Below are 21,350 nucleotides of genomic sequence, written 5' to 3'. Positions count from 1 at the left end.
CGATGGTCGGGAACGCAGGCTCGAGGTGAAAGTCGCGGAGAACGCACCGGCGCGTGCGGCGGAGGTTTCCAGCGACGTTCCGGATGAGACGGGAGGCGGCGATGACGCAAGAGCACCCGCAGGACCTGGTGGCGATCGATGACCTGCCGTTTTCACGGTTCCATAAGAAGCTGCTGGTCTACTCGGCGGCTGGGCCGTTTTGCGACGGTTACGTGCTGGGCATCATCGGTCCGGCTCTGGCGATCTTGAGCCAACCGCTCGGGGTGACGCCGGTGTGGAGTGGTCTGCTCGGTGCCAGTGTTCTGATCGGGATCTTCGTCGGTGGCTACCTGTTCGGTCGGATTACCGACCTGGTGGGTCGTCGCATGATGTACACGGTCGACCTCGTCGTGTTCGTGGTGCTGTCGCTGCTGCAGTTCATCGTCACCGAGCCGTGGCAGTTGTTCGTGTTGCGGCTGCTGCTCGGTGTAGCGGTCGGTGCCGACTATCCGATCGCAAGTTCGATGCTGGCCGAGTTCATGCCGCGCAAACAGCGTGGTCCGGCGCTGGCGAGCCTGATCGGGGCGTGGTGGCTGGGTTATGTGGCTGCTTATGCCCTGGGGTATGTCATCAGCGTGACGGGTTCCTCGTCGTGGCGCTGGATGCTCGCCAGCAGCGCGGTTCCCGCCCTGGCCGCGGTGTTGGGCCGTCGCAACCTGCCAGAATCACCACGTTGGCTGATGAGCAGGGGCCGGATCGCCGAAGCGCGAAGGGTTGTCAGTCAGCACCTCGGCACCAACGTCGTGTTGCCCGACGAGGACACCGGGACACCGACGACCGGAAGCCGACGGGCACTCACTTCACCGGGATACCGGTTGCGGACCTTGTTCGTCGCGGTGTTCTGGATGTGCCAGGTGATGGCGAACTACACGATTTCGACCTTCGAGCCGCAGATCCTGCAAGCGATGGGAATCCGGAATCATATGCTGTTCGCGGCAGTGATCAGCATATTCGACCTGATCGGGATCATTCCCGCGATCCTGCTGATCAACCGCATGGGACGACGGCCGCTGTTGAACATCACGTTCGCCTTGAGTGCGCTACCGCTGTTGTTGTTGGCGATCGCCGCTGACCTGCCGGTGGTCTGGATTGTCGTGCTGTTCATCGTGTTCGCCGTGGTGAACACCGCCGGCAGCATCCTGCAATGGGTGTATCCCTCGGAGATCTTCCCGACCCAGGTCCGTGCCTCGGCGGTGGGATTCGGCACGAGTGTCAGCAGGATCGGCGCGGCGGTGGGAACCTTTCTGTTGCCCATGGCCATGGCCGACTTCGGTGTTTCCGCGGCGACCATCGGCGGCGCCGTGGTCTGTCTGATCGGGCTCGTGGCCGGTCTGGTCCTCGCGCCGGAGACTCGTGGAACGACCCTCGCCGAAGCGGCTGCCAGTTCCGCCATCCCCCAGCCCGACCATGAAATCCACGCAACCGAGAAATCCCAGGAGCAGCAGCCATGAGCCATGCCTTCGCCGAATTCATCCTCGACTCCCGCTGGAACGCGATCCCTGCCCGAATCCAGCACAAGGCCCTGGACTGTCTGCTCGACGTCGCGGGCTGCACGATCGCCGGCAGCCAGACCCCTGCCGCCGAGCAGGCCCGCAGCGCGGCGTCCTGCCTGTTCGGCACTGGCGAGCTGACCCTGTTCGGTACGACTGAGACCGGCAGTGCGCCGGGTGTCTGTCTGGCCAACGGGTTCGCCGCGAACGCGTTCGACCTCGATGACGGCTACCGGCCGTTGAAAGGACACCCGAGCGCCCTGGTCTTCCCCGTGGTACTCGCCGCTGCCGAAGAGTCCGGTTGCACGGGACGTGAATTCCTGTCCGCCTATGTCGCCGGAGTCGAGGTCGCGATCCGAGCCGGGCATGCCCTGCACGGCTACTACGACTTCTACCACGGTACCGGCTCCTGGGCACCGGTCGGCGCGTCCGCCGCGGCCACAGCGCTCCTGGGAGGCGACACGGCGGCGGTCGCGCGTGCTGCCGCGCTCGCCGAGTTCTACGCGCCGCTGACACCAGAAACGCGCGCGGTGCAGACACCGAGCATGGTCAAGGACGGGATCGGGTGGGGAGCGGTCACCGCGTTCGCCTCAGCACGCATGGCCCTCGACGGGATCACCGCGCCACCGAGCCTGCTGGAAAAACCGGAAACCGCAGAGTCGTTCGACCATGAGTACGGCCAGCGTTACCGGATCGAGGACCTCTACTTCAAACAACACCCGAGCTGTCGCTGGACCCATCCGGCCATCGACGCCGCACTCGATGCCAAGACCCGGACCAGCCACCGGCCAGAAGACATCGCCTCGGTCACCATCGAAACATTCGACGAGGCGACCACGCTCGCCTCGATAACCCCGGCCACCTTGGAACAAGCCCAGTTCAGCCTGCCCTGGCTGGTCGCGATCGCGCTGGTGCGCGATCACATCGACATCGCGGACACACTGCCCCGCCATCTCGAGGATCCCCGCGATCCCACCATCAATGCCCTCGCCTCCACGGTGAAACTCGTCCGCGACGAGACACTCGACGCCGCGTTCCCCCGGACCGCGCTGGCCCGCGCCACGCTCGAGTTCACCGACGGAACCACAAGCCAATCCGATATCCGGGCCGCCACCGGCGACCCGGACAACCCCCTCACCGCCGAGCAGCTACACGCCAAATTCGACCGCCTGACCCACCCCGTCCTCGACCAGCAGGGAGCGGCGGCGCTCTCGCGCTGTATCGCTACCGGGCCGGACCTACCGGACATCACTGCCCTGCTGCGCGCGGCCACACCGTCAGGAACAACAACCTGACCGCAACACACTGTTCGTTGCCCTTCCCCTTGCACACTGTCCAAACCCCGATGGAGGTTGCCGAATGAGTCGAATAGTGGTTATCGGAGCCGGAATGGTCGGAACCGCCGTCGCTCACGCCCTGACCACCCGGGGAGCCGAGGTCGTCGTACTCGACCGCGGCGAACCCGGACACGGCACCTCGCGAACCACCTTCGCGATGGACATCACCGCCCGAAAGACACCCCGTGCCTACTTCGATCTCAGCCTCCAAGCAGCACACCGGCACACCGAACTAGCCGAACAACTGACCGGGGATGGGCGGCCAAGCTGGCTGCACCACGCTCCCTCGATCGAGATCGGCGTCAACGAACACGACCGGACCGTCATGACCGAACGGCGCGACCGGCTAGCCGAATGGGGCTATCCGGGAGAATTCGTAGAAACCAGCGATCTCGGTGAACTCGCCGCCGGACTCGACCTCTCCCGTGCCGCGGACACCACGGCCGTCGTCTACCCCGGCGCCGCCTGGTATGACCCCGCCACGTTCATCGCGCGCGTGTTCGAATCCATCCACGCCGAGCTTCACCCCCACACCGAAGTCACCGCACTCCACCGGCGCGGTGAACACGGCTGGACCGTGCACACCCGCACCCACACCTGGGAAGCCGACACGATCGTCAACTGCGCCGGCCCCGACGCCGCACGCATCGCCGCACTCGCCGGAACCGATCTCGCACTCGAGCAGGTTCCGGGAATCATCGGCTACACCGGCCCGCTCCCCCAGCCGCACACCCACGCCGTGCTCACCCTCTGGGACATCAACCTGCGCCCCACCCCCGAACAGGGCCTGTGCCTGCACTCCTATCCCGTCGACGCGACCCTTCAGGGGTCAGCAACAAACGGCAACACCCCACCCGAGACACTCAAGACAGACCTCGCGGCACGAGCCGCCGAAATCGTGCCCGCACTACGACACACGCCCACCACCAACCTCGACATACGAATCGGCATCAGGCCCGTCCCCACCGACGGCCTCCCCCTCATCGGCGAACACCATGACAGTCCCGGTCTCTACACCCTCGCCACACACAGCGCCATCCACCTCGCCCCGATCCTCGCCGAACACGCCGCCGGCGAAATCCTCTCCCAGGCACCAGTCCCCGCGCTCGAGCCCTACCGGCCCGACCGGCCCACCGCCCCCGCGATGGACGAAAGCCTCAACGAAATGACCCGCACCTACCAGACCACCAACACCACACCCACGGAAGTCTCGACATGACCGGACCGGAGACAGACCGCTGATCGATCAGTTCGCCTCTCCGGTACCGCTGCTCGCTGCACGTTCGGTACCGGTGCGCGCGTCAGTGCCATGCCCACTGCTCGGGCGGGTGTTCAGCGTGCCGAACGCGATCACAGCGGCCACGACGAGGACACCCGCGGCCACCGTCGCCGCGCCACCGCAAGCAGAGCGAGTCCGAGCGCGACGCCGATCTGCTGAGCCGAATCGAGCAGCGCGGACGCGATACCCCGCTTGATCCCCAGCGACCCGGTAGACCGCGGACTGCGTCAGCGCGAGCACCGGTGGCGAACCCGAGCCCGAGAATGAACATCGCAGGCGCCAGGTCCAGCCAGTAGTTCGTCACGAGACCAATCCCGGAGCCAGAACGCCTCCATCACGCTCAGCAGCGCGAGTACCTTCCGCTGGTGCGGTTGGCGTCCCCTGATTCTGTCGCTCAGGGTCGAGGACGCGTTTTGCGACCCAGTCCGGAGGCCGAATGCTTCCAGCCGGAACCCGGCCAGTCGACGAGGCGCCGTCCGGCCAGGTGCACCGTGAACTGCTCCGTGGCTTCCTCTTCGAGTGCGTTCCAAGCCGCTTCGGGAATCGGCGCGAGCTCACACGGCAGATGATTCATGTGGCTACCGCCCAACGAGGGGACCGAGGCCGAGCGGGTCATCGCCCGCCCCCTCGGCCTCGACCGAAGCGAGGTATCTGTCCGGTGCGATATCCCCCGTGTCGAATCCGGAAGCAGCCGGGTGCTCCTGTGTGAACGCGGCGAACCTGGCGCCGTGGTCGGTTCGCTGTACCTGCCGGTGTTCGGCTGGCCCAAGAGATGCACGTGATACTCGGACTCGTGATGATTCCGTTCGTGCTGGCGAAGTTGTGGTCGGTCATGCCGAAACCTCGCTCACGGTAGAGTCTTGCGACACGCTGGGCGATCGGCATGACCGAATGGCAAGCAAAGGAGCCGAGTGATCATGTGGCACGACCTGTGGAACCTCCAAATCCCCTCCGCGGAAAAGGTGCTGCGCACCGTACTGGTCTACGCCGGACTGGCGCTGCTGCTGCGCTTGGGCGGAAAACGTGACCTCGCGCAGCTCAACAGCTTCGATCTGGTCGTCATGTTGCTGCTGTCCAACGTCGTCCAGAACGCGGTCATCGGCAATGACAACAGTCTCACCGGCGGCCTGCTCGGCGCGGCCGTCCTCGTCGCCCTCAACGCGGTGCTGGTCCGCCTCGTCAACCGTCATCCGCGCCTGGTTCGACTGTTCGAAGGGCGGTCGACCAGCTTGATCCGGGACGGCCGTTTCCTCTCGAAAGCATTGCACCGGCTCGGATTACGCCGCGCCGATGTCGTAGCGGCCTGCCGTCGTCAGGGAGCCGACGACATCACCGAAATCACCGATGCCACCCTCTCTCCCGGCGGCGCCCTGATCGTCACCCTCGACCAGGAGCACCGCAACGCATCCATCGGCGATGTACGCCGGGAAAGCGACCGACTGCTGACCGAAATCCGAGCCGAACTCGCGAACCTCGAGCATCGACTCGGCCGCTGATCCACAGCACAGCGGGGATCGACCGATGAAGAGCTACGCCCGCGAGCTGGAGTGTCGATCGAAACGGACGCACGTATCGACACCCTCCCCGATAGCTCGATCGCGGCCGTCACCATGATCCGGGCCGACTACACCTATCGCAGTGGCTTCGCGGCAACGTCGACGCCGTCCAGGTGCGACGATTGGCTGCTGCTCGCCTGCCGGAGTAATGCGAGGGCCTGCTCCGAAGAGGAGTCGGCCGGCGTTGTGCACACGATGAGCACCTGCTCCGGTGAACGGGCGATCGACAGCGTCTGCTGCGTCACCGTCACCGCCCCGACGACGGGATGGTGCAGCTCGTAGGACGCCGCATCGCATGGCGCCACGCGGTGGTCTCCCCACAGTGCGACGAACTCCGGGCTTCTCATCGTCAGCTCGCCGATCAGCTCCGCGAGCAGCGGGTCCTCCGGGTGCCTCCCGACGGCGATGCGCAGGTTTCCGACCACCGCGCGCACTTTGCGCTTCCAGTCCGCGTACAGCTCCCGACAGTGCGGGTCGAGGAACAGCATCCGGCTCATGTTCGGGCGCCGCGCCGGGTCATCCGGTCCGAGGAAGTCCAGATGACCGGCCAGCAGGGCGTGCCCAAGGGTGTTCCACGCCAGCACATCGGTACGACGGCCGAGCACCACCGCCGGGACGCCGTCGACGGCGCGGAGCAGGTCGCGTGTCTCGTCGGCGAGTTTCTCGGGCCGAGGACGGCGCACTCGGGGAACGTGGCGGGCGGCGCCGGCGAGCCGGTCGAGGTGCTCGCGCTCGTGCTCGTCGAGCAGCAGAGCGCGGGCGATCGCGTCGAGCACCTCGGCCGAGGCACCGCGGGACAAACCCTGTTCCAGCCGTGCGTAGTACGAGACACTGACGCCCGCCAACTGCGCCAGTTCCTCACGCCGTAGCCCGGCCACCCGCCTGCGGGGGCCGAGTTCGCGCAGGCCGACGTCCTCGGGCCGCAACTGGGTCCGTCGGGCCTGGAGGAAGTCGCCGAGTGGGCCAGGTCTGTTCATGACCCCAGTATTCGGTGCCCGGCAAGGGCCCCGCCACCCCCTGCCAGTGGTAGGACAACGCGGGAGTGGTCCCCACGTTCCCGTGTGTCCAGGCTCGGTCCCATACCCCGAACAGGAGGACGGACCACATGGATCAGATCACCCTCGGCGACGTCACCGTCACCCGTGTCACAGAGTTCTACGGCTCGGTCGAGATGCCCCCAGGCCAGTTCTTCCCGGACAGCCCCGACGGCTCGTGGGACGAACACCGCGACTGGCTGGCACCTGATTTCTTGGACGCGGAGACCGACGATTGCCGCACGGCGATCCAATCCTGGCTGCTGCGCAGTGAGGGGCGCACGATCCTCGTCGACACCGGTGTTGGCAACCACAAGGAGCGACCCTACGCGCCGGTGTGGAGCCGCATGGACACGCATTACCTCGACAACCTCGCCGCCGCCGGGGTGCGGCCCGAGGATGTCGACATCGTGATCAACACCCACCTGCACATCGACCACGTCGGCTGGAACACCCGCCTCGACGGCCGCTCATGGGTGCCGACGTTCCCGAACGCCACGTACCTGATGCCCCAGCGGGACTTCGATTTCTGGGACCCGGCCAACGAGAACGACACCGTGTTAGGGCGGGGGAACCAGAACGTCTTCGAGGACAGCGTGAGGCCGATCCACCAGGCAGGGCTGAACCACCTGTGGGAGGGGACGCACCGGATCGACAAGAACCTGCGGCTCGACCTTGCTCCCGGGCACACTCCCGGCTCGTCCGTGCTCACCCTGGAATCCGGCGGCGATCGGGCCCTGTTCGTCGGGGATCTGATGCACACCGCGCTGCAGATCGTCGAGCCGGATACCAACTCCTGCTTCTGCGAGGACCCCGTCGAGTCCCGCGCCACCCGGCGCAAGCTGCTCGGCCGTGCCGCCGAGGACAACGCGCTCGTGTTCCCGGCGCATTTCGGCGGCCCTGGCGCCGCTGAAGTCGAGCGCAGCGGCTCGAAATTCGTGATCAAGAGGTGGGCTGGCTTTTCCCGCGTCGTCTGATCCCAGAGAGGAAGCGGTCCCCATGCCCCAGCACACACACCCGGTTGTCGAAACACCGGCGGGCGCCGTACGCGGTATCCGTGACGGATCCGGCGAGCGCTACCGCGCCATCCCGTACGCGGCGGCGCCGGCCGGCGCCGGCCGTTTCGCCCCACCAGCCCCGCACCCCGGCTGGTCCGGTGTCCGTGACAGCACGCAGCCCTCGCCAACGGCTCCCCAACCGGCCCGCGACTTCGGCCGGCTCGACATGATCCCTTACTTCGGGCCGGCCTGGGTGCTCGGCGAGGAGTACCTGACCGTCGATGTCCACACGCCCGCCGCAGACGGCGGCAGGCGCCCCGTCATGGTCTTCGTGCACGGCGGCGGATTCGTCACCGGTTCGAGCCGCGCCGCGCTCTACGACGGCAGCGCGTTCGCACGTGACGACGTCGTCCTCGTGACGGTGAACTACCGCCTGGGCATCCCGGGGTTCCTCGATCTCGCGGGTGCGCCGGCCAACCGCGGACTGCTCGACGTGCTCGCCGCACTCAGCTGGGTGCACGACACGATCGCGGTATTCGGCGGCGACCCCGCGAACGTCACGATCTTCGGCCAGTCCGCGGGCGCAACGCTCGTCGGCGCGCTGCTCGCCACACCGCAGGCCAACGGCCTGTTCCGGCGAGCGATCGTGCAGAGCGGAAACGGCAGCGGCGCGTTCACCCCGGAGCAAGCGCGACGGGTCACCGCTGCGGCGGCCGCCGCCCTTGGCGTCGAACCGACCGCCGAGGCGTTCGCCCCGATCCCGGACGAGCGCTTCCTCGCGATCCTGCCCGCACTGGCCGGCCTCGACCTGCACACCAGCACCGCCACGGACCCGCTGGCCGGGCTCAGCCCGTTCAGCCTGGTTCTGCCGGTCCAGCCCGCCGACGATCTGGCCGACGGCCCGGCCGGCGATGTCGACCTGCTCATCGGCACCAACACCGAAGAGGGGCACCTCTATCTCGCGCCGTCGGGTGACCTGGAGTCCACCACGGAAGCCGACGTGCTCGCCGTCGCCACCCGGGTGCACGCGGAACCGGAGGCCGTCCTCGCCGCGCACCGCGCGGCACGGCCGGATGCCACACCGGGCGAGCTGCGCTCGGCCGTGCTCGGGCAGGCCCTGTTCGAGGCCGGCACTGCGCGCATGGCGCGCGCCCACGCGCAAATCTCGGGCGGCCGCACGCACCTCTACTCGTTCCAGTACCGCTCGACGGCCCTGGACGGGCGACTCGGCGCTGCCCACACCGTCGAGCTGCCCTTCGTGTTCGACATGGCTGACAAACCCTGGTTGCACGGTGACACCGGGCTGCTCGGCCCCGCCCCAGCCCCGACAGGGCTCGCGGCCGAGGTACACGGCGCCTGGGTCGCGTTCGCCAGGACCGGGAACCCGGGCTGGGCCAGGTACGACCCGCAGCGACCGGTGGCGCGGATCCTTGGCGGCCACCCCGGTGCGGCATGAGCGGGGCGGCCACTGTGGACTGTCCGGGGCCAGGCTCGATCCGCTGGTTGTCCTCGATGGCGCCAGGGCTGCAGTGACGATCGACTCCAGGAAGTGGTCGTCCAGCGGTCGACCACTCGCGAAGTGTCGAAAGTAGGTCGGGGCGAGGATTACCTCGATGGCGTCCCCCGGGTTCGGGCACCACTCACCCCTCGCGCTCGAAGAGGGGGCGCAGAGCCTCATGCCTGCGTGTCCAGCAGATGTGCCTGCTCGCGCCGGCGTCGTCCGGTGGCGGGGAGAACAAGGCTTTGGCGATCGCGTCGCAGACGAGTTCCCGGACGGTGCCCCATCGTCGGCCACGTAAACCGAGCGCATGGTCCGATGCGGTCCACTACCGACCGGAGCGTGCCGGGTCACCGGTTGTCGCTCGGGATGTGGTGCCGTCCAGCGTGGCAAGTCGAATGGTGAGTGGTTTGATCGCGGCGCGTACGTGGTTGCGCAGCCACTGTGACGCCGGGTCCTCGTCAAGGCGTCGATGCCAGCGTAGGTCGACGTCAACCTGCGGCAGTGGTACCGGGAACTCGTGCCAGCGCAGGGGCATACCGCGCTCGACCAGATGCTCGGCAAGAACCCTGGGAACGATACTGATGAGGTCAGGTTGCAGGGCCAGCAATGCGGCAGCTGCGTAGTTGGGAACGACTGAGGTGACCCGCCGGGTCAGAGAGTGCTGCTGCAACCGGTCGTCGAGCGGCCCTCGCTCGAGTCCTCGGCGCGAAGCGGAGACATGTGGACAGCGCGCTAGATCATCGAGTCGCAACTGCGGTGCTCGCCCGAGGTCTGAATCGGCAGCCACGAGTGCGACGACACCATCAGTGAACAGAGTGTGAGACTGCAGGTCGGGCGGAGACTCGCCCAGAACACCGAGATCGAGATCGATGGAGCCGTCGCGCAGTGGTTCGACAGCCTTGGAATCTTGGGCCACGAAGCGGAGGGTGACGCCGGGGGCCTCGGCAGCTATCCGACTTGCCAGACGTGAGCTGACGACCGGGGTGAGGCCGTCGTTGATGCGGATGGCGAAGGTGCGCCGCCAAGCTGCGGGACTTTCAGTCGGGGTAGCTCTCAATGCGGCCGCTGTTTCGAGCAACGCCTTGACCTTCGCTCGGGACTGGAGCGCAAAGGGTGTCGGCACCAGCCTGCGCCCAGCGCGCACCATGATCGGGTCGTTCAGCGCCTGCCGGAGCCGGCCCAATGCGCGACTGGTCGCCGGCACCGACAAGTGTAGGCGTGGCGCGGCGGCCGAGACACTGCCAGTGTCCATCAGCACATCGAATACTCGGAGCAGGTTCAGATCGAGGTCGTCGGCCATCGCAATCCCATCCATACGTAGAACGCAAATGTTAGTTGCAATCTTTGCAGTGGACATCATGTGCCGGTCGCCGTTCACTGGAGGTGTGGACGATCGAGCGGCCGAAAAAGAGTGGCCTGCAGTGGTGTTGCCCGTACCGGCCGGCGCTGTCGGCGACCGGCACGGCCCAAGCGGGTGCTCGGTCGTGGACTGGTTGTCTTCGTGGCTCGAGCAGACGAGACAACTCGAGACCACAACGCCGCACAGCACCTCGACAACCCACCAAAGGAGCACGCATGGCCCGCATCGTCCGCCCCACCGCATACGGCAGCCCTGACGTCCTCGACGTCATCGAAGTTCCGATCCCTTCACCGGACGCCGGACAGACCGTGGTCCGGGTCAAGGCCGCTGGCGTCAACCCGATCGATTGGAAGCTCTACAGCGGGGCGTTCCACGTCGTCGACGACGAGCACGAGAACGAGGCCGGTATCGACTCGGCCTCGCTACCATCGCTCGGGCTCGAAGCGGTCGGCGTCGTCACTGCCGTGGCCGACGACGTGCGGGGTGTCGAGGTCGGCGACGACGTCATGGTCTACCCGGTAACCGCCGCCTACGCCGACTATGTCGTCGTACCTGCCAGTTCGCTGATCACCAAACCGTCTTCGCTCGGCTGGGCCGAAGCCGGAGGGTTGATGCTGGCCGGTACGACCGCCGCCCATGCTCTGCACGCAGCCGGAGTGCAACAGGGCGACACGGTCCTGATCCACAACGGCAGCGGCGGAGTCGGGCTGATAGCCATCCAGTTGGCCGTCGCATCCGGTGCAACGGTGCTCGCCACCGCAGCGGAAGCTAACTCCGACCTGCTACGAGGGCTGGGAGCAACGCCTGTGGCCTACGGTCCGGGGCTACTGGACCGTGTCCGCGCTGCCGCGCCCGACGGGGCCACGACCGCGCTGGATCTCGTTGGTACCGATGAGGCGCTCGACACCTCGCTGGCCGTCGTCGCCGACCGCAACCGCATCGTGTCCATCACCGGCGGCCCCCGACGCGCCGAGGAAGGCATCACGCGACTCGGCTACGGACCGGGCGAGGACGCCGGCACCACCGTCCGCGAAGCCGCGCGGTCGGCGCTCGTCACCCAAGCCGGCGCCGGAACGCTGCGGGTCATCGTCGACGCCACCTACCCTCTGGACCAGGCCGCAGACGCACACCGAGCGGGACTGGCCGGTCACCCGCCCGGCAAACTCGTGCTGATCCCCTAGGTACCCAGCTCCGCGTTATCGCCGCTGCCAGGGCCCACCCGTCCTCGGCCCTGAAGACCTGGGTACCACCACGCGTGGACGACCGGGCCGACGCTACCGAGCGCGGTTGTGTCCTGGCAACGGCTCTGTGCCGTCCAGCACCGTACGGCCCGTGCCGCCAGAGCGGCACCGATCAGTTCGGGGTGTCCGTGAGTGGATCGATCAACAGTCCGACGAACCCGTCCAGGTCGTCCTCCATCATCCCGTGCGCCGCGCCGGGCGCGAGGAGTGTTTCGTATTCGGGAGTCAGGATTCCGTCGGCGATGACGTCGCGCGGCGAGTGTCGGTCTTGTTCTTTCGTGTTCGTCCCCACGGCTTGTACACCGCGATGATGACGGCGAAGAGCAAAGCCAGCGGTGACACGATCGGCGGGTAGATCAGGTCGGTGACGGGCGCTGTGGTCCTTGTTCCGTTGATGAGTTCCGCGCCTTGTTCGTTGGCCTGGATCACGGTGGGCCGGAGTGCGATCAGAACGAGGCCGGTAAGGAGGAGGTTGAGGACGAGCTTGACGGCGACCCACCAATATCGGATAAGGCCATATTTGGTGCCGAGCCCTAGGGCGACACCGCTGAGCAGGCAAATAAAACCGGCAATGAACAGGGGCCAGACCGCGAATAGGGACAGCGCCTGGTAGCTCACTCCTAAGGTATGTGGGTCGCTGGTGAACATCGCGGTGAACACGAGAATGGCGAGCACGACGTCCATGCCGATCCAGGCTCCCACCGAGACGATATGGGTTACCAGGACCGCTTTACGGGTGCGGCGACCGAGTCGCCACGGGCGGGTCGCGGTCGTGGGCACGTGGTTGGTGTCGGTTCGATGGAGCTCAGTCATCAGCGAAGGTTCTTCCTGTCAGGATCGCCGTGCGGTTGTGCGGCGTACACGTCCACGTGGTGTGGTGCCCCACGGTTTGTCCACCGAGATCACGGTCGCCGCTGCCAACATGAGCAGATGCGCGACCGAGGATCCGACGAGTAGCCAGGCAGCGGAGCTGCCTGGTGCGGCGGGAAAGTGGGCCTCGAGAAGCACGATGGCCTGCTCCCGCCAGGATCCACCCAGCATGACCGCCGTGACGATGGTCGCCAAGGCAAGAACCGCCTTGGTGATCGTCCACCAGTAGCGCACCAGACCCCAGGGAGTCACGGCGGAGAGGACAAGGCCGGTGAAGATGCTGCCGAGCGCGAAAATGGGAATAGCGACACCGAACCGTCGCATGACCTCATAACAGGTCAGTGCGAAGCCCGGGTCGGATCCGAACGCGGCGCTCAACCCAAGGATGCACATGCCGACCACGAGCCCCACCCAACCGCCGGTGAACACGATGTGCACGGCCCGCACGATCCTGCGCGGCCTTCGAGACAGCCTGACCTTGGGAGATCGGGGTTTCGACGGCCGTAGCGGCGCGGACGCGGTCATAGCATGAGCGTAAGCGCCACGTCCCGCCCGTGCCTCCCGCTGGGGATGACAGTGGGCACCACATCGCTGGGCGTAGAGATCCGGCCTGGCATACCTCCACGGGCGTAGGTGAGGTCGCGTTGGTTGCCTGACGCGATCGCACGACACAGCCCTTACGATGGTGCAGTGTCTGCCTTTGCGCGCCCAGCCTGGTTCGACAGTCCCGCCCGGACTGTCGTGCTGCCGGTCTTGGTCGCTGTGCTCATTGGCCTGGGCACCGTCTACGCCGACCTGAGCGATTCCACGACACGCCCACTCGATGTGCTGGGGTGGGGCTTACTGGTATTGACGCCCCTGACGCTGGTGTTGCGCCGTATCCATCCACCGATGATCTTCTTGGCGGTGATGGTGTCGACGGCCGTGTACCTGGGGCTGTCCTATCCTTTTGGGCCCATTTTCTCAGCGGGGTTCGTGGCGTTGGGATCGACGGTACTGACCGGACACCGCGTCGCGGCATACACCACCACGGCCGGTTCGGTGCTGGTGTTGTTCGTACTCGACGTCATGCTCCATCCGGACCGCCCGATCCCGTTCCTGGAGACCGTGAGTTGGCTGGCCTGGTTGGCGGCGTTCATCGGTGGCTGTGAAGCCTGGCGGCACCGCCGGGAACGGGTGGCGCAGACACGGGCCACGCGGGAGGCTACCGAGCTCTGGCAAGGCAGCGATGAACGACTGCGAATCGCGCGGGAGCTGCACGACCTGTTGGGGCACCACGTGTCGCTGATCAACGTGCAGGCCGGCGTGGCCCTGTTCTTGATGGACGATGACCCTGAACAGGCCAGGACCGCGTTGACCACGATCAAACAGTCCAGCCGGGACCTGCTCGGTGAAATGCGAGCGACTCTGGGGATCCTGCGCGGACTGGATGCGCCACCACATCATCCGTCACCCGGGGTGGATCAATTGGACGCTCTCGTCGCGGACACCCGGGCCGCGGGCTTGCCCGTCGAGTTCGCCGTCCGAGGCCGGCCCCGTGCGCTATCGTCCGGGATCGACCTTGCTGTCTACCGCATCGTGCAGGAGTCGCTGACGAACGTGCGTCGGCATGCGGGGCCAGCGCACACGTGGGTGTCACTGGACTACTCGGCGACGAGCTTGACGGTCGAGGTCGAGGACAACGGGACAGCGGCGACGACCGTGGCGGAGACCGGCGGAAACGGTGTCGCCGGGATCAAGGAGCGTGCCCACGCTTTAGGGGGAACCAGCAGCGTTGGACGCGGTCCCCGCGGCGGATTCCGGGTACGAGTGTGTTTGCCGCTGAACCTCCACGATGACTGACCTCGATGCCGCGACGAAGGGACCTGGCGACATGATCCGAGTGCTGTTGGCCGATGACCAAGCCCTCGTGAGGTCGGGATTCACCGCTCTCCTGGGGTCGCAGTCCGATATCGAGGTCGTGGGCGGAGCCGAAGACGGCGCGGAAGCGGTCCGTCTCACTCGTGCCTTGCGGCCCGATGTCGTCTTGATGGACATCAGGATGCCAGGCCACGACGGACTTGCCGCCACCCGCGAGATCGTCGCCGACCCGCAGCTGACGCACGTCCGCATTCTGGTCCTCACGACGTTCACCGACGACGCCTACGTATTCGAGGCCATCCGCTCCGGCGCAAGCGGATTTCTCGTCAAAGACAACGAACCAGCAGACCTCATTCGCGCGATTCGCATCGTGTATGGCGGTGAAGCGCTTCTCTCCCCACGGGTCACCCGCACGCTCATCGCCGAATTCGTGCAGAAATCGCGCCCGGAGAGCACGCGGCACATGGCGGCGTTGCTGGATTCCCTCACCGAACGGGAACGCGAGGTCCTGATGCACGTCGCGGCCGGGCGCACCAATGACGAGATCGCCGAGGTGCTGTTCGTCAGCCCCGCCACCGCGAAAACCCACGTCAGTAGGGCGATGACGAAGATCGGTGCCCGCGACCGGGCACAGCTCGTGGTCGTGGCGTACGAAAGCGGCCTGGTCCGGCCCGGATGGGCGGGACCGCTACCACAGCTACCACAGCGGGAGTAGCGACAGTGTCGCCCAGCATCCGACGACCGTGAGGCCGATGGCCGGGCACGCTGATCCGCATGAACAGCCCCGCCGCCGACGGCAACCCGCCCCCAGGGGGGCGTCGCGCCGCGCTCCTTTTCATGTCCCTGGCGGCGTTCATGTCGTCCCTGGACGCCTCGATACTCAACCTGGCGTTACCATCCGCGCAAACTGAGCTCACCTTTTCCGATACCGACCGCCAATGGGTCTTCACCATCAATCTGGTCGCCGTCGGACTGGTGCTGCTGGGCGGCCGGCTGACGGACTATTTCGGCCGCAGGACCATTTTCCTTATCGGCATCGTCGGGTTGACCATTGCCTCGACGATGGCGGGTGCGGCCAACGGCTTCGGCCTGTTCCTGGCGGCGAGAGCCGTCAGCGGCCTGGCCACGGCAGCCATCATCCCCGCGGCGATCTCCACCATCGTCGTGCTGTTCACCGACGGCAAGGAACGCGGCAAAGCGTTCGGCGTCTACGGCGCGGTCGTCGGCAGCGCCGGCGTTGCGGCCTTGCTCCTTGGCGGCCTCGTCGCACAGGTGAGCTGGCGACTGTGCTTCCTGCTCAACGTGCCGCTCGGGATCGTCGCCATCATCGGCACGGTGCTGAGTGTGCCCCGAGACCGCCCGGGACGGCATCATCGGTTCGACGTCCTCGGAATCGTACTCTCCACCCTGGGCCTGGTCGCCCTGTCCTACGGATTCACCCAAGCGGTCCAAAGTGGATGGACGGCGACACTGGTCATGCTGTTGCTGGGATCCGCGGTCATGCTGATCGGTGGCTTCGTCTGGCGCCAGGCCCGAGCCGTCGACCCTTTGCTGCCGCTGCGGATCGTTCGGGACCGGATGCGCGCCGGTACGTTCGCCGTGCTGTTCTTGAATTCCGCGGGAATGCTGGGGTTGTACCTGTTTGCCAGCTACCACATGCAGGTCGTGCTCGGCTTCTCGCCTATGGTCGCGGCACTCGGGCTGCTGCCCGCGACGGCCGCCAGCCAGGCCGGCGCGTTCCTCGCGGGCAGATTCCAGCACCGATACACGCCGCGAACGCTGCTCGTCCCGGCGCTGATGAGTTCGGCGACGGCGATGATCTGGCTGACCCAGCTCAGTGTCGACGGTTCCTATCTGTGGCAAGTGCTCCCGAGTGAACTTCTCCTCGGTGCCGGAGTCAGCTGCGTCTACGTCACCGGAATCAACACCGCCACGTCCGCCGTCGATCCCGCCGATGCCGGGATCACGTCCGCGATGACCACCACCGCCGGTAATGTCGGCGGCTCACTGGGGACCGCCGTGCTCAGCACCGCCGCGGCCGCCGCCACCGGAACATATCTGGCGGCCTCCAGCCCCACCTCAGCGCAGCGTGCCGAAGGACTCGTCGCCGGATTCAGCACGGCCGCGGGCTGGGCCGCCGCACTCTTCCTGGTCGCCGCGGTGGTCGCCGCCGTGGCCATCACGACCCCCATCCCTCGGCGACCGCAGCCGTCTACCCCTGCCATCGAAGGAGAACACCGATGAATTCACCGGCCGCAGTCCCGACGCGCCCCACGCATCCCGGCCCGCCACTGGTGTTTCCGGCGATCGCGTGCGCGCTACTGTTCATCGCTCCGGGGCTCCTCGGCGGAGTACTGGGGGCTGACGGCGCCATCCCCTCTCCCTTCACGACCACCAACACCGTCGTGACCTATTTCGCCACCAACCATGCCATGACCCAGCTCACCGGGTTTCTGCTGTTGCTCTCCGCGCTCTTCCTGGGCTTGTTCACCGCCGTCGCCGCATCACGGATCAAGTACTTGGCGCCCACGGCGCCGGGGCCGACCATCGTGTTGGCCGGGGGCGTGATCGCGGCGACCTTGTTGGCCACCAGCGCCGTCGTCCAATGGTCGCTCAGCTTTACCGCGGTCACGGACCTTCCGGCGCTGACGCATGCGTTGCACTACGTGAGTTTCGCACTCGGCGGGGCTGGTCACGTCGGCGCATTGGGTGTGCTGATTCTCGGCCTCGCCGTGACATCGTGGTACGTCGGCCGCGTCCCGCATTGGCTGTGCGCTGTCGGGTTCGTGATCGCCATCGCCGCCCTCGGGTCCACGGTTTCGCTGGCGGTCACGCCCCTGTCAGTGCTGATCCCACTCGGGCGGTTCGCAGGACTTCTGTGGCTCATCGTCGTCAGCGCGGTGATCCCACGTGTCCGCGCCGCACGGCGTTGAGTCGACTGTCCACAAAGGAGTAACCATGCGTGTCAGCATCGGCATCACGAACTTCTCCGTACCCGGCGGCGCCGCCGCGCTCCGGCACGACCTCATCCGCACCGCGCAGGCAGCCGACGAGTGGGGAATCGACACCGTCTGGCTCAGCGACCATCTGCTCCAGGTCGACCCGAACCTCGCCCTGGAAAACGACTTCCTCGAGGCCTATACGACTCTCGGGTTTCTCGCCGCGGCCACGCAGCGAGTCCGCCTCGGCACCATGGTCAGTGGCGTCACATTCCGCCCGCCCGCAGTGTTGATCAAAGCGGTGACCGCCCTCGACGTGCTCTCGGGAGGCCGGGCGTGGCTCGGCCTCGGGGCCGGCTACCACCAAGTGGAAGCGGACATGATGGGCCTGCCCATGCCCGGTGGCGCCGAACGATTCGACCGGCTCACCGAAGCGGTGCAGATCGCGGGCCGCCTCTGGTCCGGCGACCACACCCCCTACGACGGCACCTACTACCGGTTACAGCGGCCCGTCGGGGAACCTCGCCCGTTGACCCGCGGACACCCGCCAGTACTCATCGGCGGAATGGGTGAACGCCGCACCTTACCGTTGGTCGCGGCCCACGCCGACGCGTGCAATTTCTTCGACGTCCCCGACGGCGGCGCGACGATTCGGCACAAACTGGCCATCCTGCGCGACTGCTGCGAGGACATCGGCAGAGACAGCGACGACATCGAGAAAACCGTCAGCACCAAACTCGACTCCCAGGACACCGCGGAGAGCTTCGCCACCCGGTGCGCCACCCTCGCCGCGCTCGGCATCGACCATGTCGTCGTCCTGCAAGACACCCCCTGGACACCGTCGGACCTCGCACGCCTGGACACGGCACTCGAGAACCACTGACGCGAAGGAGCGAACCCGTGGAAACAACCATCAAAGAACAAATACTCAGCTTCGGACGGCTATGGGTACGGGCCGAGGAAACCGGCGACACCGCGACGCTCGACGACATCACTGTCTCGGACTTCACCCTGGTCGGGCCCCACGGTTTCGTCCTGGACAAGGACCAATGGCTGGATCGCTACCGCAACGACGACCTGCACACCGACCGTCTGCGCTGGAGCCAGATCACCGTACGGACATACGCGAACATCGCCGTCGCCACCGGCACCATTGCCCAAGAGGCCACCTATCATGGCCACTCCGCCGGCGGTGACTTCCGCGCGACACTGATCCTGATGCGCACCCAAAGCACCTGGTTACTGGTAGGGATGCACCTGAGCCCCATCATGTCGGCGCAACCATCCGAGTCCGGCAACTCCACGAACGGTGCGGCATCGCGATGATCAACGAACCGGGCCCGCACGCAGTGCCACGCAATGCCCACACCCCACCCACGATCCCCACGGTGACGAAAACGGACCGGCAGACCACCACCCCGCATACAGACGACAACTCGTTCCTCATCCGTGACGTCCGGATCTTCGACGGCGTCCAGGTGACAGGAACGGGGTCGGTTCTGGTCCTCGAGGGGCGCATCACCGAAATCGGAATCATCGCCGAGGTCCCGGCGCTTCCGGAGTACGACGGGACCGGCAAGACCGTGCTGCCGGGCCTCATCGACTGCCATACGCATTCGCTGTATGGCCGACCTCGGACCGACCGTCGCGATGCGCTGCGCTTCGGCGTCACGACCGAGCTCGATCTACACGGCGACCCTGCCGTCCTCGCGGCCGCCCGACGGCAACGACGATCACTGGAACGCACCGATCAAGCCGATCTGTGGTCGGCAGGCATCGGCGTGGCGGTCCCAGGAGGTACTCCACCCAACTATCCCGGACTGCCGCATCCACCCCGGCTGGCCCCGGACGCGAACCCCGAGCAGTTCGTCACCGACCGCATCCATGAAGGCTCCGACTTCATCAAGGTCTTCCTCGACGGCGGCAGCGTGTGGGGCCAGCCGACACCCACACCCACCCGAAAACAGGTCCATGCCGTCGTCGCCGCGGCCCACCGGCGCGGACTGATGGTGATCGCACACGCGACCGAACACGACTACGCTGCCCTCGCGATCGCTGCCGGCGTTGACGGCCTCGCCCACACCATTCTCACGCCGATCGACGACGATCTGATTGCCGATATCGTCGAAGGCGGTGCGTTCGTCACAGCGACACTGTCGAGCTTCGACGGTGGCCTGGGCGCTCGGGACCTCTACCGCGACCCGCGCGTCCGGCCGTACCTGTCCGAGACCCAGACCACCGCCCTCACAACCAGTGGCGAGGACCCGGACCTTTACCATCGCGGGTCGCTGAACGTGCGCAGGCTCCACGCCGCCGGAGTGCCCATCTTCGCTGGTGCGGATTCCGGCGTGGGAGCCGAGACCGAGGGCGCCCACGGCGCGACCATGATGGCGGAACTCAGCCATCTTGTCGCGGCGGGCCTCACGCCGACAGAAGTGCTGACCGCGGCCACCGCTGCGCCCGCACAGCGCTACCAGCTCGCCGATCGTGGGCGAATCGTCACCGACATGCGCGCCGATCTCGTTCTGGTCAACGGGGATCCAACGGTCGGCGTCACCGCCATCCGTGACATCGCGACGATTTGGAAAAACGGCTATGTCATCGACCGCACGCCGAACTGACGATCAGCCGAAACGCCCCGAACCGACTGCCGGCCAGAGGCAAGCCCGGGCCCATGGCCTCGCGTGCAATGAACGGGCCGACCGTCGTGTCCGCGGCTTTCCTCAGACCGGCCGCGGTCGCAGGAAACTGCTCGCTGGCGCTCACCAGCTCGACGCATCGGTGATTGAGGGCGCGTCCGGAACTCACTGGCGCGAACACCGATGACAGCACGCCCACGGCCGGGTCCGCCGGGTCGCCGAACGCACGATGGCCTGGCTGCTGTCATTCCGGCGACTCGGGCTGCGCTACCAACGCTCCCACGCTAGTGTCAACGCTTTGCTGAAGGCGGCGTGCGCGTTGGTCTGCCTGCGCCGCCTGCCCTGAACGACCGCCTGGGTGGTCAGGACCGCGCCGTCGAACTCGCCCCGGCCAACGGGGTCCAGGCCAGCCGCGCCAGCGCCCGGTCAGCCGCAGCGAGGTCAAAATGGTGCGGGTCGAACCGGTCCGAGCCCCACCACTCGACCCGCTCATCGTGCTCAGCATGCCGGGGATCGGCCAGTGCGTCGACGAACTCCGGATAGCCGAACACCCCGCCCACATCCTCGGGCGGACACGCACCCTCACCAGCGACGCAACGCGGGTAACGCACGCCGGGCCCGGGGGTCGCGACCGCGTCGACAACCAGCACGTGGTGCCAGTTGTCTCCGAAGTCATAGACATAGCCCGCGTTCTGTCCGGCGGCCAACACCCCGAACAGCTTCGTCACGGCCTCGTCGAGCACGTCGCTGTCCCAGTCCGGATCGGGCATCCCGTAACGGAGACCATCGATCTCGAACTCGTGCAAGTGCGCGTTCTCCCACCCCATCGCCTCCTGCACGACCTCGTGCAGGAGCCCAAGACTCGCCTCGCCCGGAACCTCGACCACCCGCCGCACCAGCGGCTCGACATCGACCAGCACGATCTCAATCCGGAAGATCTTCATCGTCGCCGTCACCCGAGACCTTGCCATACCCCAATGCTCCCACCACCCCTCCCACCGCCCGCAAACCCGCACCCAGAATTCTGCAACGAACTCTTATCAGGTCATCCCCACCTGGCCGGCGCACTCAGGATGTCCCCGAGTCGGCGCAGGGCCTGTAACAGTAGCGGTGTTTTCGGCCCGACACGCCGGGCTGATGTCCGGTGGGATGGGCACTGTGAGTGATGACATCTGGCGTTGTGAGCGCTGAGAAGAAGATCAAGGAG

General features: G+C 66.7%; 20 protein-coding genes. 14 read left to right on the top strand and 6 right to left on the bottom strand.

Going from position 1 to position 21,350, the window contains the following annotated elements; genetic code table 11:
* Positions 1 to 101 precede the first annotated feature (101 nt).
* From A37U_RS0106035 to A37U_RS0106025, 3 genes are all read left to right on the top strand, one after another.
* The gene (locus A37U_RS0106035) at positions 102 to 1,490 is read left to right on the top strand and encodes an MFS transporter (RefSeq protein WP_020495717.1); all 1,389 of its coding nucleotides are present in this window, start codon (positions 102 to 104) and stop codon (positions 1,488 to 1,490) included.
* A complete protein-coding gene (locus A37U_RS42450) occupies positions 1,487 to 2,824 on the top strand; it encodes an MmgE/PrpD family protein (protein WP_020495716.1) in 1,338 nt (445 codons plus the stop codon). Before A37U_RS0106035 ends, A37U_RS42450 begins: the two co-directional genes overlap by 4 nt.
* Positions 2,825 to 2,888: 64 nt before the next feature.
* Positions 2,889 to 4,085: an NAD(P)/FAD-dependent oxidoreductase gene (locus A37U_RS0106025; RefSeq protein ID WP_083933231.1), complete on the top strand. Its 1,197-nt coding sequence runs from the start codon at positions 2,889 to 2,891 to the stop codon at positions 4,083 to 4,085.
* A gap of 454 nt (positions 4,086 to 4,539) precedes the next feature.
* Here A37U_RS0106025 and A37U_RS0106015 read toward each other — a convergent pair whose 3' ends face one another.
* Positions 4,540 to 4,719: an encapsulin gene (locus A37U_RS0106015; protein WP_020495713.1), complete on the bottom strand. Its 180-nt coding sequence runs from the start codon at positions 4,717 to 4,719 to the stop codon at positions 4,540 to 4,542.
* A gap of 388 nt (positions 4,720 to 5,107) precedes the next feature.
* Here A37U_RS0106015 and A37U_RS0106005 point away from each other — a divergent pair, with 388 nt between their 5' ends.
* The gene (locus A37U_RS0106005; protein WP_205622881.1) at positions 5,108 to 5,641 is read left to right on the top strand and encodes a DUF421 domain-containing protein; all 534 of its coding nucleotides are present in this window, start codon (positions 5,108 to 5,110) and stop codon (positions 5,639 to 5,641) included.
* A 134-nt stretch (positions 5,642 to 5,775) separates the two neighbouring features.
* On the opposite strand, the gene A37U_RS0106000 is transcribed toward A37U_RS0106005, so the two are convergent.
* On the bottom strand, positions 5,776 to 6,678 hold the full coding sequence (locus tag A37U_RS0106000; RefSeq protein ID WP_020495710.1) for a helix-turn-helix transcriptional regulator: 903 nt from the start codon (positions 6,676 to 6,678) through the stop codon (positions 5,776 to 5,778).
* A gap of 128 nt (positions 6,679 to 6,806) precedes the next feature.
* Here A37U_RS0106000 and A37U_RS0105995 point away from each other — a divergent pair, with 128 nt between their 5' ends.
* Together A37U_RS0105995 and A37U_RS0105990 are read left to right on the top strand one after the other, a co-directional pair.
* Positions 6,807 to 7,712 carry an MBL fold metallo-hydrolase gene (locus tag A37U_RS0105995; RefSeq protein ID WP_020495709.1) on the top strand — a complete coding sequence of 302 codons (906 nt, stop codon included), beginning with the start codon at positions 6,807 to 6,809 and terminating at the stop codon, positions 7,710 to 7,712.
* Between the two features lie 22 nt (positions 7,713 to 7,734).
* Complete coding sequence (locus A37U_RS0105990; protein WP_020495708.1) at positions 7,735 to 9,189, top strand: carboxylesterase/lipase family protein; 1,455 nt, start codon at positions 7,735 to 7,737, stop codon at positions 9,187 to 9,189.
* Between the two features lie 370 nt (positions 9,190 to 9,559).
* On the opposite strand, the gene A37U_RS0105985 is transcribed toward A37U_RS0105990, so the two are convergent.
* Positions 9,560 to 10,534: a LysR family transcriptional regulator gene (locus A37U_RS0105985; protein ID WP_020495707.1), complete on the bottom strand. Its 975-nt coding sequence runs from the start codon at positions 10,532 to 10,534 to the stop codon at positions 9,560 to 9,562.
* Positions 10,535 to 10,809: 275 nt separating this feature from the next.
* Between A37U_RS0105985 and A37U_RS0105980 the strand changes: the two genes are divergently transcribed.
* Positions 10,810 to 11,775 carry an NADP-dependent oxidoreductase gene (locus A37U_RS0105980; protein ID WP_020495706.1) on the top strand — a complete coding sequence of 322 codons (966 nt, stop codon included), beginning with the start codon at positions 10,810 to 10,812 and terminating at the stop codon, positions 11,773 to 11,775.
* A gap of 285 nt (positions 11,776 to 12,060) precedes the next feature.
* Here A37U_RS0105980 and A37U_RS0105975 read toward each other — a convergent pair whose 3' ends face one another.
* Together A37U_RS0105975 and A37U_RS48105 are read right to left on the bottom strand one after the other, a co-directional pair.
* Positions 12,061 to 12,648: a hypothetical protein gene (locus A37U_RS0105975; protein ID WP_020495705.1), complete on the bottom strand. Its 588-nt coding sequence runs from the start codon at positions 12,646 to 12,648 to the stop codon at positions 12,061 to 12,063.
* Between the two features lie 18 nt (positions 12,649 to 12,666).
* The gene (locus tag A37U_RS48105; RefSeq protein ID WP_157182649.1) at positions 12,667 to 13,230 is read right to left on the bottom strand and encodes a hypothetical protein; all 564 of its coding nucleotides are present in this window, start codon (positions 13,228 to 13,230) and stop codon (positions 12,667 to 12,669) included.
* A 123-nt stretch (positions 13,231 to 13,353) separates the two neighbouring features.
* Between A37U_RS48105 and A37U_RS42440 the strand changes: the two genes are divergently transcribed.
* The 7 genes from A37U_RS42440 (at position 13,354) to A37U_RS0105935 (ending at position 20,125) form a co-directional block, all read left to right on the top strand.
* Positions 13,354 to 14,547: a sensor histidine kinase gene (locus tag A37U_RS42440; protein ID WP_157182648.1), complete on the top strand. Its 1,194-nt coding sequence runs from the start codon at positions 13,354 to 13,356 to the stop codon at positions 14,545 to 14,547.
* 31 nt (positions 14,548 to 14,578) lie between these two features.
* Positions 14,579 to 15,280 carry a response regulator transcription factor gene (locus tag A37U_RS0105960; protein WP_020495702.1) on the top strand — a complete coding sequence of 234 codons (702 nt, stop codon included), beginning with the start codon at positions 14,579 to 14,581 and terminating at the stop codon, positions 15,278 to 15,280.
* A gap of 59 nt (positions 15,281 to 15,339) precedes the next feature.
* Positions 15,340 to 16,809, top strand: a complete 1,470-nt coding sequence (locus A37U_RS42435) for an MFS transporter (RefSeq protein ID WP_020495701.1) — start codon at positions 15,340 to 15,342, stop codon at positions 16,807 to 16,809.
* The gene (locus tag A37U_RS42430) at positions 16,806 to 17,498 is read left to right on the top strand and encodes a hypothetical protein (protein WP_020495700.1); all 693 of its coding nucleotides are present in this window, start codon (positions 16,806 to 16,808) and stop codon (positions 17,496 to 17,498) included. The genes A37U_RS42435 and A37U_RS42430 overlap by 4 nt, the downstream gene beginning before the upstream one ends.
* A gap of 25 nt (positions 17,499 to 17,523) precedes the next feature.
* Positions 17,524 to 18,387 (top strand): LLM class F420-dependent oxidoreductase, encoded by an 864-nt coding sequence (locus A37U_RS0105945; RefSeq protein ID WP_020495699.1) that lies wholly within the window; start codon positions 17,524 to 17,526, stop codon positions 18,385 to 18,387.
* Between the two features lie 17 nt (positions 18,388 to 18,404).
* A complete protein-coding gene (locus tag A37U_RS0105940; protein ID WP_020495698.1) occupies positions 18,405 to 18,830 on the top strand; it encodes a nuclear transport factor 2 family protein in 426 nt (141 codons plus the stop codon).
* Positions 18,831 to 18,892: 62 nt separating this feature from the next.
* On the top strand, positions 18,893 to 20,125 hold the full coding sequence (locus tag A37U_RS0105935) for an amidohydrolase family protein (protein ID WP_240437499.1): 1,233 nt from the start codon (positions 18,893 to 18,895) through the stop codon (positions 20,123 to 20,125).
* A gap of 380 nt (positions 20,126 to 20,505) precedes the next feature.
* Here A37U_RS0105935 and A37U_RS0105930 read toward each other — a convergent pair whose 3' ends face one another.
* The gene (locus A37U_RS0105930; protein ID WP_026196912.1) at positions 20,506 to 21,114 is read right to left on the bottom strand and encodes a plasmid pRiA4b ORF-3 family protein; all 609 of its coding nucleotides are present in this window, start codon (positions 21,112 to 21,114) and stop codon (positions 20,506 to 20,508) included.
* Positions 21,115 to 21,350: the final 236 nt, after the last annotated feature.

Origin of the sequence: Sciscionella marina DSM 45152, from assembly GCF_000379465.1 — a bacterium.
Taxonomy (GTDB): domain Bacteria; phylum Actinomycetota; class Actinomycetes; order Mycobacteriales; family Pseudonocardiaceae; genus Sciscionella; species Sciscionella marina.
The sequence above is the reverse complement of the archived record's forward strand: the minus strand, read 5'-3'. Positions and strand labels throughout refer to the sequence as shown.

Excerpts from the sequence above, each read along its gene's own strand:
- A37U_RS0106035 (WP_020495717.1), top strand. The coding sequence starts at position 102 with ATGACGCAAGAGCACCCGCAGGACCTGGTGGCGATCGATGACCTGCCG.
- A37U_RS42450 (WP_020495716.1), top strand. The coding sequence starts at position 1,487 with ATGAGCCATGCCTTCGCCGAATTCATCCTCGACTCCCGCTGGAACGCG.
- A37U_RS0106025 (WP_083933231.1), top strand. The coding sequence starts at position 2,889 with ATGAGTCGAATAGTGGTTATCGGAGCCGGAATGGTCGGAACCGCCGTC.
- A37U_RS0106015 (WP_020495713.1), bottom strand. The coding sequence starts at position 4,719 with ATGAATCATCTGCCGTGTGAGCTCGCGCCGATTCCCGAAGCGGCTTGG.
- A37U_RS0106000 (WP_020495710.1), bottom strand. The coding sequence starts at position 6,678 with ATGAACAGACCTGGCCCACTCGGCGACTTCCTCCAGGCCCGACGGACC.
- A37U_RS0105995 (WP_020495709.1), top strand. The coding sequence starts at position 6,807 with ATGGATCAGATCACCCTCGGCGACGTCACCGTCACCCGTGTCACAGAG.
- A37U_RS0105990 (WP_020495708.1), top strand. The coding sequence starts at position 7,735 with ATGCCCCAGCACACACACCCGGTTGTCGAAACACCGGCGGGCGCCGTA.
- A37U_RS0105985 (WP_020495707.1), bottom strand. The coding sequence starts at position 10,534 with ATGGCCGACGACCTCGATCTGAACCTGCTCCGAGTATTCGATGTGCTG.
- A37U_RS0105980 (WP_020495706.1), top strand. The coding sequence starts at position 10,810 with ATGGCCCGCATCGTCCGCCCCACCGCATACGGCAGCCCTGACGTCCTC.
- A37U_RS0105975 (WP_020495705.1), bottom strand. The coding sequence starts at position 12,648 with ATGACTGAGCTCCATCGAACCGACACCAACCACGTGCCCACGACCGCG.
- A37U_RS48105 (WP_157182649.1), bottom strand. The coding sequence starts at position 13,230 with ATGACCGCGTCCGCGCCGCTACGGCCGTCGAAACCCCGATCTCCCAAG.
- A37U_RS0105960 (WP_020495702.1), top strand. The coding sequence starts at position 14,579 with ATGATCCGAGTGCTGTTGGCCGATGACCAAGCCCTCGTGAGGTCGGGA.
- A37U_RS42435 (WP_020495701.1), top strand. The coding sequence starts at position 15,340 with ATGAACAGCCCCGCCGCCGACGGCAACCCGCCCCCAGGGGGGCGTCGC.
- A37U_RS42430 (WP_020495700.1), top strand. The coding sequence starts at position 16,806 with ATGAATTCACCGGCCGCAGTCCCGACGCGCCCCACGCATCCCGGCCCG.
- A37U_RS0105945 (WP_020495699.1), top strand. The coding sequence starts at position 17,524 with ATGCGTGTCAGCATCGGCATCACGAACTTCTCCGTACCCGGCGGCGCC.
- A37U_RS0105930 (WP_026196912.1), bottom strand. The coding sequence starts at position 21,114 with ATGGCAAGGTCTCGGGTGACGGCGACGATGAAGATCTTCCGGATTGAG.